Annotated in this window: 11 protein-coding genes; 4 read left to right on the top strand and 7 right to left on the bottom strand. The window is 72.3% G+C overall.

The features are described 5' to 3' along the window. Positions 1-98: 98 nt before the first annotated feature. Complete coding sequence (locus ABEA24_RS23280; protein WP_345433105.1) at positions 99-767, top strand: potassium channel family protein; 669 nt, start codon at positions 99-101, stop codon at positions 765-767. Next, positions 767-1,426: a potassium channel family protein gene (locus ABEA24_RS23275; RefSeq protein ID WP_252778446.1), complete on the top strand. Its 660-nt coding sequence runs from the start codon at positions 767-769 to the stop codon at positions 1,424-1,426. Before ABEA24_RS23280 ends, ABEA24_RS23275 begins: the two co-directional genes overlap by 1 nt. A gap of 108 nt (positions 1,427-1,534) precedes the next feature. Here ABEA24_RS23275 and ABEA24_RS23270 read toward each other — a convergent pair whose 3' ends face one another. The 6 genes from ABEA24_RS23270 to ABEA24_RS23245 all read right to left on the bottom strand — a co-directional run bounded on the left by ABEA24_RS23270 (position 1,535) and on the right by ABEA24_RS23245 (position 9,202). Next, a complete protein-coding gene (locus tag ABEA24_RS23270; RefSeq protein ID WP_345433104.1) occupies positions 1,535-2,356 on the bottom strand; it encodes a DUF3159 domain-containing protein in 822 nt (273 codons plus the stop codon). Continuing rightward, positions 2,353-2,760 carry an OB-fold nucleic acid binding domain-containing protein gene (locus tag ABEA24_RS23265; protein WP_345433103.1) on the bottom strand — a complete coding sequence of 136 codons (408 nt, stop codon included), beginning with the start codon at positions 2,758-2,760 and terminating at the stop codon, positions 2,353-2,355. The genes ABEA24_RS23270 and ABEA24_RS23265 overlap by 4 nt, the downstream gene beginning before the upstream one ends. 55 nt (positions 2,761-2,815) lie before the next feature. Then, on the bottom strand, positions 2,816-4,804 hold the full coding sequence (locus tag ABEA24_RS23260; protein WP_345433102.1) for an APC family permease: 1,989 nt from the start codon (positions 4,802-4,804) through the stop codon (positions 2,816-2,818). A gap of 145 nt (positions 4,805-4,949) precedes the next feature. After that, entirely contained in the window at positions 4,950-5,624 is a 675-nt protein-coding gene (locus ABEA24_RS23255; RefSeq protein ID WP_345433101.1) for a response regulator, read from the bottom strand. Then, positions 5,621-8,152, bottom strand: coding sequence for a DUF4118 domain-containing protein (locus ABEA24_RS23250; protein WP_345433099.1), 2,532 nt, complete (start codon positions 8,150-8,152; stop codon positions 5,621-5,623). Before ABEA24_RS23250 ends, ABEA24_RS23255 begins: the two co-directional genes overlap by 4 nt. Before the next feature lie 159 nt (positions 8,153-8,311). Then, positions 8,312-9,202 (bottom strand): LysR substrate-binding domain-containing protein, encoded by an 891-nt coding sequence (locus ABEA24_RS23245; RefSeq protein ID WP_345433098.1) that lies wholly within the window; start codon positions 9,200-9,202, stop codon positions 8,312-8,314. A 71-nt stretch (positions 9,203-9,273) separates the two neighbouring features. Between ABEA24_RS23245 and ABEA24_RS23240 the strand changes: the two genes are divergently transcribed. Next, a complete protein-coding gene (locus ABEA24_RS23240) occupies positions 9,274-10,398 on the top strand; it encodes a YeiH family protein (protein ID WP_345433097.1) in 1,125 nt (374 codons plus the stop codon). A gap of 170 nt (positions 10,399-10,568) precedes the next feature. After that, the gene (locus ABEA24_RS23235) at positions 10,569-12,041 is read left to right on the top strand and encodes a hypothetical protein (RefSeq protein WP_345433096.1); all 1,473 of its coding nucleotides are present in this window, start codon (positions 10,569-10,571) and stop codon (positions 12,039-12,041) included. Between the two features lie 26 nt (positions 12,042-12,067). Here the strand turns inward: ABEA24_RS23235 and lysA are convergent, their stop codons facing one another. Further along, entirely contained in the window at positions 12,068-13,393 is a 1,326-nt protein-coding gene (gene lysA, locus ABEA24_RS23230) for a diaminopimelate decarboxylase (RefSeq protein ID WP_345433095.1), read from the bottom strand. Positions 13,394-13,404: the final 11 nt, after the last annotated feature.

Raw genomic sequence — 13,404 nt, 5'->3', positions numbered from 1 at the left:
AAGACGGGTCAGGAAGTGCTCTGGAGACCCTGGCCTGTGTAGGTTTCATCAGGTCAAGCGGAGCCAAGCGGACGGCACCGGCGCTGGGAAGGACGACCGTGCATATCGTGATCATGGGCTGCGGGCGAGTGGGTTCGACCCTCGCCCACATCCTGGAGGACAAAGGCCATACCGTGGCCATCATCGATCAGAGCCCCGAGGCCTTCCGCCGCCTGCGCGGTGGCTTCAAGGGGCGCCGGATCACCGGGTTCGGGTTCGACCGCGACGTGCTCGTCGAGGCCGGGATCGAGCAGGCCTCCGCTTTCGTCGCCGTCAGCAGCGGCGACAACTCCAACATCATCTCGGCCCGGGTCGCCCGCGAGACCTTCGGTGTGGAGAACGTCGTCGCGCGCATCTACGACCCCCGGCGCGCGGAGGTCTACCAGCGGCTCGGCATCCCGACCGTGGCGACCGTGCGCTGGACCGCCGACCAGATGATCCGGCGGCTGCTGCCCGAGGGCGTGTCGTCGCTGTGGCGCGACCCGACCGGCGAGGTCGTGCTCGCCGAGGTGCAGACGGACCCCAAGTGGATCGGCGCCAAGGTCTCGGCGCTGGAGGAGACCGCGAAGACCCGCGTCGCGTACCTGTCCCGCATGGGCGAGGCGCTGGTGCCCACGGGTGACACCGTCATCCAGGACGGCGACGTCGTCCACGTGATGGCGGCCTCCGGCGACATCGAACGGATCAACGACGCCGTGTCCCAGCGGCCCGAGCAGAGGGTGGAGTAATGCGGGTCGCGATCGCCGGAGCGGGTGCCGTGGGCCGCTCCATCGCCCAGGAGCTCCTGGAGAACGGCCACGAGGTCCTGCTCATCGACAAGAACCCCCGGTCGATCAAGGTCGAGGCGGTGCCGCGCGCCGAGTGGCTGCTCGCGGACGCCTGCGAGATCGCCTCGCTCGACGACGCCGGGCTGGAACGCTGCCACGTCGTCGTCGCGGCGAGCGGCGACGACAAGGTCAACCTCGTCGTGTCGCTGCTGGCCAAGACCGAGTACGGCGTGCCCCGCGTCGTCGCGCGGATCAACCACCCCAAGAACGAATGGCTCTTCAACGAGTCCTGGGGCGTCGACGTCGCGGTCTCCACGCCGCGCCTGCTGTCCGCACTGGTCGAGGAGGCGGTCAGCGTCGGTGACCTGGTGCGGCTGATGACCTTCCGGCAGGGCGAGGCGAACCTCGTCGAGCTGACCCTGCCCGAGGACGCCCCACTGGCCGGTCAGCTGGTCGGCTCGGTGACCTGGCCGCGCGACACCGCGCTGGTGGCGATCCTGCGGGAGGGCCGGGTTCTGGTGCCGAGCCCGGACGACACCCTGGAGGCCGGGGACGAGCTGATGTTCGTCGCCAGCCAGGACGTCGAGGACGAACTCGGCGATCTGCTGTCGGCGCACTAACGCGCGCCGCCGGACGCTCTGGCGGCGCACCGACCGCGTGCGCCGCTGGACGCTCCCTGAGGGCGGGCCGACCGCCCGCCGGACGGCTCCGGCGGACGCGGCGCCGCGTCAGGACTTCGACGCTCCCGTGGCCGTCTCCAGCGGGGTACGGCCACGGGCCAGCAGCCAGACCATGGCGGCCAGCGCCGCGACCTGCAGCGGCCAGCCCATCACGACCTTGGCCGCCCCGAGCCAGCCCACGTGCCCCGCGAGGTAGAGCGGATACTGCACGGCGACCCGCACCAGGCAGGGGATCAGCAGCAGCCAGGTGAGGCGGGAGCAGAGCCGGACGATCTCGCGGTCGCGGTGCCAGGCGGTCGGATCGCCGGTGACCGACCCGATGAGGAACCCGACGACGGGCCAGCGGACGACGATGGACAGGAGCATCGCCGCGGCGTAGCCGGCGTTGTAGAGGATGCCGGGCAGGAAGGCGTCCGCCGCCTTCCCCGAACGCAGGGCGAAGAACGCCGCGATCGCGATGCCGAAGATGCTGTTAAGGACGAACTGGACGGTCGAGCGCTGCACGAGCCGGACGACCAGCAGCACGACGGCGAGGCCGGCCCCGATGCCCAGGGACAGCTGGAGCTTGTGACCGACGATCCAGGAGACGGTGAAGCCGATCGTCGGGATCGCCGCCTCGACCACGCCGCGCGGGCCGCCGAGCGCCTTGGACAGCTGCCTGCGCACCGCCTCCTCGACGGTGTCGTACGCGGCGTGCCCGGCCTCGGCCGGGCTCGCGCCGTCGGCGTCCTCCGCCGGGCTCGCGGCCTCGGCGGCGTCCTCGACCGGCCGGACCCCAGCGTCGGCGGTGTCGTCCTCGACCGGCCGGGCCGCGGTGTCGGCGGCGCGGGCGTCGCCGTCCGTGGCCTCCGGGCGGCGCCGCTCGGTCATGACCCTCCCCGCAGTTCGTACCGCGGGTTGAACATCACCTTTCGGCCGTCCTGGACGCTCACCAGGCCCTCGGCGCGCACGAGGCGGCCGGGCTCGATCCCGGCGATCCGGCGCCTTCCGAGCCAGACCAGGCTGATCACGTCGGAGCCGTCGTAGAGCTCGGCCTCGAGGGACGGGGCCCCGCCACGCGGTCGGAGTGTCACGGTACGTAGCGTACCCGCCACGCAGGCACGTCGCCGCTCGGCACACGACTTGATCGGGGTGGCCCCCTCCTCGCCGGTGGTCTTCTGCAGCTCTTCCGCCTCGAGCTCCGCCTTGCTCGACGTCAGGCGGCGCAGAAAGCCGCGCAGACCCCGAGCACCCTGGGGGCTCTCCTGCGCCGTACCGGCCGGCACTTCGTCCATGATTCGCAAGCGTATGCCATCGCCTGGCGGAGCAGACCACTACGTAAGGGTTAAATCATGCTGCACCGGGGCGAACCCGCTTACGAGCCGCGAATTCCGCGTCGTCGGGGTGCCGCGCGAGGGCCGCCTCGGCCGATCCCAGCTGCCACGGCACGCTGGTGACCATCACGCCCGGCCGGAACAGCAGGCGCGCCTTGAGCCGGAAGGCGCTCTGGTTGTGCAGGAGGTGCTCCCACCAGCGGCCGACGACGTACTCGGGAATGAAGACGCAGACGACGTCGCGGGGGCTCTTGAGCCGGATCCGGGCCACGTAGTCGAGCACCGGGCCGGTGATGTCACGGTAGGGCGAGTCGAGGATGGTCAGCGGCACCGGAATGTCGCGCCCGTTCCACTCCCGCTCCAGCTTCTCGGCGTCCTCCTGGCTCGTGGCCACGCTCAGCGCGGTCAGCGTGTCGGGCCGCGTCGCGCGGGCGAAGGCCAGCGCCCGGAGCGTGGGAGTGTGCACCCTCGAGACGAGCACGACGGCGTGGATGCGGCTGGGCAGCGGCACTCCGTTCTCGCCCGGCTCCAGCTCGGCGGCGACCCGCCGGTAGTGCCGCTGGATCCCCTTCATCATCAGGAACACCAGCGGCATCGTCACCACGACGATCCACGCCCCGTGCATGAACTTGGTGAGCAGCACGATCACCAGGACGAGCCCGGTGAGGACCGCGCCGACGAGGTTGATCGCCCGCGCCCGGTGGACGGAGCGCCGGGCCGCCGCGTCGGTGAGCCGGCGCAGCTCGTCGCCCCAGTGCTTGACCATGCCGCTCTGGCTGAGGGTGAACGAGACGAACACGCCGATGATGTAGAGCTGGATGAGCCTCGTGGTACTGGCGTCGAACGCCCAGATCAGCGCGCCGGCCAGCAGGGACAGGATCACGATGCCGTTGCTGAACACCAGCCGGTCGCCGCGCCGCGCGAACTGGCGGGGCAGGTACCCGTCGCCGCCCAGGATCGAGGCCAGGATCGGGAAGCCGTTGAACGCGGTGTTCGCGGCCAGCACGAGGATCGCCGCGGTGAACGTCTGCACCAGGAAGAAGAACACCGAGCCGTGCCCGAACACCGCCGCGCCGAGCTGGGCGATGACCGTCTTCTGCTCGTACCCTCCGGGCGCGCCGAGGAGCTGGGCCGGGTTGTCGGCGATGTGCACATGGGTGACGAGCGCGAGGACCGTGATGCCGGCGAACATCGTGACCGCCAGCAGGCCCATGATCGTCAACGTGGTGGCCGCGTTCCGGCTCTTGGGCGGCTTGAAGTTCGGCACGCCGTTGCTGACCGCCTCGACGCCCGTCAGCGCCGTACACCCCTGGGCGAAGGCGCGCATGGCCAGCAGGACGGCCGCCACCCCGACCGTGTTGTGCGTCGCGTGCACCCCGAAGCCGGCCGACTCGGCGGTCGGCGCGTGCCCGGCCAGGATGCGTACGAGGCCGACGGCCAGCATGAGGAAGACGCTCGCCACGAAGCCGTACGTCGGGATCGCGAACGCCATGCCGGACTCCTTGACCCCGCGCAGATTCATCACGGCGAGGATCGCGATCAGCACGAGCGAGATCAGGACGGCGTGCCGGCCGAGCGCAGGGAAGGCGGAGACGACGTTCGCGACGCCCGCGGCGACCGACACCGCGACCGTCAGGACGTAGTCGATCAGCAGCGCGCTCGCCGCGACGAGGGAGGCGTTCTCCCCCAGATTGGCCCGGCTGACCGCGTACGCGCCGCCGCCGTTCGGATAGGCGTGACAGGTCTGCCGGTAGGAGGCGGTGACCACCAGAAGCAGGAAGACGACGCCCGCCCCCACCCACCAGGACAGGTAGAACATCGCCAGGCCGCCGAGGCTCAGCGCGAGGAGGATCTCCTCGGTCGCGTACGCGACGGACGAGAGGGGGTCGCTGCAGAAGACGGGGAGGGCCAGCTTCTTAGGCAGCAGCGTCTCCCCCATCTGCCCGGTCCGGAGCGGCCGGCCGACGAGGAAGCGTTTGGGCAACTGCAAGACGGCTTGCTTCACGATTGCCAGCAAACCGGTCGAGGTCCGGTGAATCGGGGTTTCCTAACGCCGCCCTAACGCTCCCGCCGTTCTTCTTAACGCTTCCTTAACGCCCCGCCGACGCCGAAGAGCGACGCATCGGCACCGGGCCGGGATCAAGCGGGGGTCAGCGTTCGAAGCGGTAGCCCATTCCGGGTTCGGTGATCAGGTGGCGGGGGCGGGACGGGTCCTTCTCCAGCTTGCGGCGCAGCTGGGCGAGGTAGACGCGCAGGTAGCCGGTCTCGTTCTCGTACGACGGGCCCCAGACCTCGCGCAGCAGCTGCTGCTGGCTGACGAGCCTCCCGGCGTTGCGCACGAGCACCTCGAGGACGTGCCACTCGGTCGGGGTGAGGCGTACGTCGGCGCCGTCGCGCACGGCCTTCTTGGCCGCCAGGTCGACGGTGAAGTCGTCGGTGACGACCACGGCGTCCTCTTCGGGCGGGGCGGCCCGTCGTACGGCGGCGCGCAGCCGGGCCAGCAGCTCGTCCATGCCGAACGGCTTGGTCACGTAGTCGTCGGCGCCGACGTCGAGCGTCTCGACCTTCTCCTCGGAGGCGTGCCGAGCGGACAGGACGATGATCGGCACGCTCGTCCAGCCGCGCAGGCCCTTGATCACCTCGGCGCCCTCCATGTCGGGCAGGCCCAGGTCGAGGACGATGACGTCGGGATGGCGGCGGGCCGCCAGGTCGAGGGCGGTGCGGCCGTCGGGGGCGGCGTCGACCTCGTAGCCGCGGGCCCGGAGGTTGATGCGCAACGCGCGGACGATCTGCGGCTCGTCGTCGACGACGAGTACTCGTGTCACGTTTCCCCCTTGCCTGCCCGCACCGTACCGATCGTTCCGGTCGGCAGTGAGAACACCATGGTCAGTCCGCCGCCGGGGGTGTCCTCGGCGCGGAGGTCGCCGCCGACGGCCTCGGCGAAGCCTCGCGCCACCGCGAGGCCCAGGCCGACCCCGCTGCCGCGCGGCCGGTCGCCGAGCCGCTGGAACGGCTCGAACATCCGGAGTTTGGCGGAGTCGGGGACGCCCGGCCCGCGGTCGGCGATCCGCAGCTCCACCATGCCGCCGTGCTCGCTCGCGGTGACCCGGACCGGCTCGGGACCGCCATGCCGTACGGCGTTCTCGATGACGTTGGCCAGGGACCGCTCCAGGAGACCCGGGTCGGCCACGACGGGCGGCAGGTCCTCCGGAACCTCGATCTTGACCTGATCGCCGGGAACGTTCGCGAGCGCCGGCTGGATCACTTCGTCGAGGGAGACGGTGCGGGCGAGCGGGTTGACGACACCGGTCTGCAGCCGGCTCATGTCGAGCAGGTTGGCGACCAGGCCGTCGAGACTGTCGGCCGACTCCTCGATCGTGGCGAGGAGCTCGGCCTCGTCCTCGGGGTCCCAGCGCACGTCGGGTGAGCGAAGGCTGCTGACGCTCGCCTTGATGGAGGCCAGTGGCGTTCGCAGGTCGTGGGAGACGGCGGCGAGCAGCGCCGTACGGATCCGGTTGCCCTCGGCGAGCCGGCGGGCCTCCTTGGCCTCCTCGGCCAGCCGCTGGCGGTCGAGGGCGGCCGCCGCCTGGTAGGCGAAGGCGGCTAGGACGCGGCGGTCGGCGGCCGGCAGCACCCGGCCGTCCAGCGCGAGTGTCAGGGTGTCGCTGACCTGGACGGTGACGTCGGCGTCACCGGGCCGCGCGCAGGTCCCCGGGCCGACCGACGCAACGGGCGCCCAGTCGTCGCCGGAGCGTTCGAGCAGCGTCACCGAGGACAGCCCGAACGTCTCCCTGACGCGTTCGAGCAGCTCGGGCAGGGCGTCCTCGCCGCGCAGCACGCTCGTCGCGAGCATGCTGAGCGTGGTCGCCTCCGCGCGCGCCTGCGCCGCCTGGGAGCTGCGCCGCGCCGCGACGTCCACGACGGTGGAGACGGCGACGGCCACGGTCACGAACACCGCGAGGGCCATGGCGTTCTCCAGCTCGGCCACGGTGAGGGTGTGCAGTGGGGGCGTGAAGAACCAGTTGACGAGCAGGAACCCGGCGACGGCGGCGACGATCGCGGGCCACAGCCCGCCGACGAGCGCCACGCCGACGGTCAGCGCGAGGAAGAACAGCAGCTCCGTGGGGAGCCCGAAGTGCCGCCCGCCCGCCGACAGCAGCGCGGTCATCGCCGGCGGGCCGAACAGCGCGAGGAGCCAGCCGGCCGTTCGCCGTCCGCGGCCCAGCGACGTGGGCGGGACGGCCGCCGGTCCCCTGCCCTTGCCGGCGTAGTCGTGGGTGACGATGTGCACGTCCACGTCGCCGGACAGGCGGGCGACGGTCGCGCCGACGCCCGGCCCGAAGGCGTACTGCCAGCGGCTCCGCCGGCTCGACCCGAGGACGATCTGCGTGGCGTTCACGGCGCGGGCGAACTCCATGAGGGCCTTGGGCACGTCGCCGCCGGTGACCTGGTGGTAGGAGCCGCCGAGGCTCTCCACGAGGGCGCGCTGGCGGGCGAGCGCCTCCGGTGCCCCGTCGGCGAGGCCCTCTCCCCTGGCGACGTGCACGGCGACCAGGTCGGCCCGGCCGGCCCGGGCGGCGATGCGGGCGGCGCGGCGGATGAGTGTGTCGCCCTCGGGGCCGCCGGTCAGCGCGACGACGATCCGTTCCCGCGCCTCCCAGGTATCGGTGATGCCCTTCTCGTCCCGGTAGCGGGCGAGCGCGTCGTCGACGCGGTCGGCGACCCAGAGCAGGGCCAGCTCGCGCAACGCGGTGAGGTTGCCGATGCGGAAGTAGTTGGACAGCGCCGCGTCGATCTTCTCCGGCTCGTAGACGTTGCCGTGGGCGAGGCGGCGGCGCAGCGACTCCGGCGCCATGTCGACCAGCTCGATCTGGTCGGCGCGCCGGGCGGCCTCGTCGGGCACGGTCTCCCGGGGCCGTACCCCCGTGATGCGCTCGACGACGTCGGCGAGCGACTCGAGGTGCTGGACGTTGACGGTGGTGACGACATTGATGCCCGCGTCGAGGAGTTCCTCGACGTCCTGCCACCGCTTGTGGTTGCGGGAGCCGGGGATGTTGGTGTGCGCGAGCTCGTCGACCAGCGCCACCTCGGGGCGGCGGGCGAGGATCGCGTCGACGTCCATCTCGGTGAAGACCCGGTCGCGGTGGGCGACCTCGCGGACGGGCACCGTCTCCAGGCCGTTGAGCAGCGCCGTGGTACGCGCCCGGCCGTACGTCTCGACGTAGCCCACGACGAGATCGACGCCGCGCTCCATCCGCCGGTGGGCCTCGTTGAGCATGGCGTACGTCTTGCCGACCCCCGGCGCGGCACCGAAGTAGATCTTGAGCCTGCCTCGCGTTGCTATCTGATTCACCCCCTTCCTGAATTGTGTCCCCGATGACGGTATTCGAGACGGACGGCCCGGTCCGCAGGCAGTCAACACCTGAAAACGCCCATTTCCGGCGTCCTTGACGGCCCCGTGGCGGCGCCCGGCACCGCCTTAACGCCGTTCTAACGCCCGCCAGGACGCGGCTCACGAGCGGGCGACGCGCAGGAGGTGGAGGGCGTGCTCGGGGAGTTCGCGGCCGCGCGGCCACACCGCCCGCAGCACCCGGTCGAGCCGCAGCTCACTGGGGACCTCGACGAGCCGCCCCGCCGCGATCTCATCGGCGACGACCAGGGCGCTGAGCACGGCCGGCGCCGTGCCCGCGATGGCGGCGGCGCGCAGCGGGGCGGTCGCGCCGAGCTCCAGGGCCGGTTCGGCCGGCCCCCCGTACGGCGTCAGCGCGGCCTCGAACGTCTCGCGGGTGCCCGACCCGGCCTCCCGCAGGAGCAGCGGCGTGCTCGCCAGTTCGACCGGCCGCAGCGGCCGGCGCTTGCGCGCCCACGGGTGCCCCGGCACGACGACGACCACGAGACGGTCGCGGCCGACGGCGCGGCTGTGCAGGTCGCGCGGGGCGCCGCGCCCCTCGATGAACCCCAGGTCCGCCTCGTCCGACCGCAGCCGCTCGATCACGTGGGTGCTGTTGGCGACGTTCAGCTCGACGTGGACGCCGGGCGCGGCCTCGCGCAGCGCCACGAGCCAGCCGGGGACGAGGTGCTCGGCGATCGTGAGGCTGGCCGACACCCGGAGGCGGTCCTCCTGCCGGGAGCGCAGCGCGGCGACGCCCTCGACGAGCGCGTTCGCCTGGACGAGAACGGCGCGCGCCCAGTCGGTGACCACCGCGCCGGCCGAGGTCAGCCGGGAACCGCTGGTCGAGCGGACGAGGAGCCGCACGCCCAGCCGCCGCTCCAGCGTGCGCATCCGGGCGCTGGCCGAGGGCTGGCTGATGCCCTGGCGGGCGGCGGCCTGGCCCAGGCTGCCGGTCTCGGCGACGGCCACCAGCAGCTCCAGCGCTTCCAGGTCGGGCAGCCGCGAGGTCATAGGGGAACTCTATGACCTGACAGGGAAATGGCTGCTACTGCGGGGGCCGTCCGGGACCGATGCTGGAAGTCATGTCGATCTCCACGCCGCACCGCCCCGCAGCCGGGTGGCCGAGCGGAGCCTCCCCCGACCGGCGGGCCGAGCCAGTCGGCGGCGCGACGCCGCCGCACGCGCCGGCCGCCGGACCGGCCGCGCTCCGGCGTGGGCGGGCGCTGGCGCCGGGCGTCGCCGCCAGTGCCCTCGCCGTGGCGGCGGCGTACGCCGTGCACCGGGTGGCCGGCGCGGTGCCGATGCTCACCGCGGCGCTCATCCTCGGCGTGCTCGCCGCCAATCTCGGGCTGCTGCCCGCGGCGACGCGACCGGGCCTGCGCTTCGCCGCGACCAGGTTCATGCGCCTGGGGGTGGTGCTGCTGGGGCTGCAGGTGTCGTTCGGGGACATCCTCGCCCTGGGGGCGCGGACGATCGGCATGGTGGTGACGGTGCTGATGGTGACGTTCACCGGCACGCGGTGGCTGGGCCGCCGGCTGGGCCTGTCCGAACGCCTCTCCCTGCTCGTGGCGGCCGGCTTCTCGATCTGCGGCGCGTCGGCTGTGGCGGCGGTGGACGGCGCGCTCGGCACGCGTCCGGGCGATCCCGAGGCGGAACGCGAGACCGCGACCGCCGTCGGTCTCGTCACGCTCTGCGGCAGCCTGGCGATCGCCGTGCTGCCGCCCGTCGCCCGCCTGCTCGGCCTGTCGCCGTACGACGCGGGCCGCTGGATCGGGGCCAGCGTGCACGATGTGGGCCAGGTGGTCGCCACGGCCGCCATCGCCGGTTCGGCCGCGCTCGTCCCGGCGGTCGCGGTGAAACTGGTCCGGGTGGCCATGCTCGCGCCGATCACGGCCGGGGTCGCGCTGCGCACCCGCCGGGGTGCCCGGACCGACGGGCGACGCCGGCCCGCGGTCCTGCCGCTGTTCGTGGTCGGATTCCTGGCGACGATGGCGCTCCGCTCGGCGGTGACCGTCCCACCGGGCGCCCTGTCGGCCGCGACCGCCGTCCGCGACGTGCTGTTCGCGGCCGCCCTGTTCGGCCTCGGCGGCGCCGTACGCCTGCGGGAGCTCGCACGGACCGGTCACCGCGCGCTCCTGCTCGGGCTGCTGTCCTGGGTGCTGATCGCCGGCGTCTCGTACGCCGGTGTCCTGCTCACCTCCCGGTAAGGGACGCCGCCGGCGTGACAGCGGCGTCCGTTGGCACCCGGCGGTTGCGCTAAGGACGCGTTAAGAATCCGGTCGCCGACGGCGCGAGGGCGTTAAGAGAAACGCCGCGAGGAACGCCCGACAGGAAGATCGCTTCGTATTCGCATGACGGACATGGCGGGCGAGAAGCGATGACTGTAGTGATCCCCCGCGGTGCGACGCCGAGCCCCGCCAGGGCCGGTGACGAGCCGCATCGGCCCATACGACGCCGGTCCCGGGTGACGACGCCGCAGCGGATTCTGGCGCTGACCGGGTGTGCGGCGGTCCTCGCCGTGGTCCTGGCCGCCGTGATCGCGCAGGGTGTGGCGGGGTTGCACGGCGGGCTGCGGGACATCGGAGATCGTTCGGGTCCCGAGGTGGTCGCGACGTCGGACGCCTACTTCGCGCTGAACGATATGGACGCCCAGGTCGCCAACGTGCTCCTGGTCGGCGACGAGCACAATCTCGGCGTCGGCCGGGAGAAGGCGCTGGGCATCTACGAGCAGCGTCGCCGGCAGGCCGACGCGGACCTGCAGCAGGCGGCCGCCGCCGGCGCCGGAGATCCCACGGCGCAGCGGGCGATCCGCGCGGTGCTGGACGCCCTCGGCCGGTACGAGGCCCTGACCGCCCAGGCCATCCTCGTCGACGGCGAGACCCACCACGCGGCCGGCCGGCCGTCGCCCACGGCGGTGGGGTTGTACCGGCAGGCCACCGATCTGCTCAAGACGCAACTGCTGCCCGCCGCGGCAGGCCTGACGAGCGCGAACTCAGGCGCCCTGGAACAGGCCTATGAGGCGAAACACGCACGGGCGGTGCGGACCGCCGTCGGAATCGCGCTGACCGGCGCGGTCCTGATCGGCGTGCTGATCGGGCTGCAGATCATGCTCACCCGCCGGTTCCGCCGGCGGTTCAATCCGTTCCTCCTGATCGCCACGCTGGTCGCCGGGATCGTGACGGTCGCGGGGACGAGCACGCTGACCGGTGAGGCCCGGCATCTGCGGGTCGCGAAGAAGGACGCCTTCGACTCGGTTCTGGCGCTCTCGCAGGCGCGGGCGGTCGGGTACGACGCCAACGCCGACGAGAGCCGTTACCTGGTCGACCCCGCACGCCGGCCGGAATACGAACCGGCGTTCCTGGCCAAGACACAGCAACTCGCCGGGCTGCCCGCGGTGACCACGCCGGCCGGCTACCCGGCCGCGCTGCGCCAGGCCTGGAACGCCTACGGCGCCGACCACACCGACATCGGATGGAGCGGGTACCTGGGGACCGAGTTCCGCAACATCACCTTCCCCGGTGAGCGGGACCTGGCCGAACGGACGCTGCAGGCGTTCCTCACCTACGAGCAGGACGACTCGACGATGCGGGCGCTGGCCCGCCGGGGCAGGCTCCACGACGCAATCCGGTTCAACACGGCCTTCACGCCCGGCAACTCCAACTACGACTTCGACCAGTACGACAAGAACCTGACCGCCCTGATCGACCTCAACCGGTCCCACTTCACCAAGTCGATCCACGCCGGGGAGAAGGACCTGAACGGCTGGAGCCTCATCCCCTGGGCGGCCGCGCTCGGCGTGATCGGCCTCGCTTTCGCCGGCGTACGCCCGCGTCTCGCCGAATACCGTTGATCCGTCAATTCTCCAGCTCCCCGCCCTCAGCCGACGTCGCGGAGAAGGAGGTCCGTCTCGGTCTCGCGGCGGATCAGCAGGCGGCTCTCTCCGGCCCGTACGCCGACAACGGGTGGCCTGGGGACCAGGTTGTAGTTGGAGGCCATGGAGTGGTGGTAGGCGCCGGTGGAGGCGCTGGCGAGCAGGTCTCCCGGGCGCAGGTCCGCCGGTAGCTCCGCGTCCTCGACGAGCACGTCGCCCGCCTCGCAGTGCCGTCCGGCGACGGTGACGGATCGGTGCCCCGGAACGGCGTGCCGGCCGACCAGCCGCATCGAGTAGCGGGCGCCGTACAGGCTCGGCCGCGGATTGTCGCTCATGCCCCCGTTGACGGTGACGAAGACACGGCCGGTCGCGGTGTGCTTGATCCCGAGGACCCGGTAGAGGGTGACGCCGGCGCGGGCGCTGATCGCGCGGCCTGGCTCAAGGGTGACCCGCGGCATCGGGACCCGGCGAACCTCGCATGCCGACCTGAGCGTGGTGAGCAAGGGTTCGGCCAGTGTGAGCGGGTCGAGACCGTGCTGGTCCCGCAGGTAGGGCACTGCGAAGCCGCCGCCCAGATCGAGCTGGGGCAGCACCAAGCCGTGTTCGTCCTGTACGGCCGCGAGCAGGTCCGCCATCCGCCGGGCGGCCTGCTGGTAGGCGGTGACGCTGGTGATCTGTGATCCGATGTGGCAGTGCAGGCCGGTCAGCACGAGGCCGGGCTGGGCGAGGACGCGGCGTACGGCTTCGGCGGCCACGCCGGAGGCCAGGGAGAAGCCGAATTTCTGATCCTCGCCGCCGGTCGCCACGGCGGGGTGGGTGTGGCCGTCCACGCCGGGGGCCACGCGGATCAGCACCCGCTGGGCGGGCCTGTCCGCGCTCACGAGGGCGGCGAGCCGTGTGATCTCCGAGGCGCAGTCCAGGACGATGCGGCTCACGCCGTAGGACAGGGCGGCTCGCAGGTCCTCCGGGGTCTTGCCGTTGCCGTGCATGAGGATCCGCTCCGCCGGGAACCGCACCGATCGCGCGACGGCGAGTTCACCGGCCGAGCAGACGTCGAGGGCGAGCCCTTCCTCGGCGATCCACCGGGCCATGGCGCGGCACAGGAAGGCCTTGCCGGCGTAGGCGATCTCGGCGTCCGGGAACGCGCTGCGGAACTCACGGCAGCGCTGCCGTACGTCGAGTTCGTCCATGACATGGACCGGGCTGCCGTATCGCTCGGCGATGTCGCTCAGCCGCACGCCGCCGACCGCGACATCGCCGTCGGGGGTGGCCCGTGCCGTCGCCGGCCAGATCGCGTGGTCGAGAGTGTTCCGTTCCCGGGTCAGAACCATGGGAGTCCCCT

This window comes from Actinoallomurus vinaceus (assembly GCF_039542055.1).
GTDB classification, from domain to species: Bacteria; Actinomycetota; Actinomycetes; order Streptosporangiales; family Streptosporangiaceae; genus Actinoallomurus; species Actinoallomurus vinaceus.
Note: the sequence above shows the minus strand (reverse complement) of the source record. Positions and strands in the feature narration are given on the sequence as shown.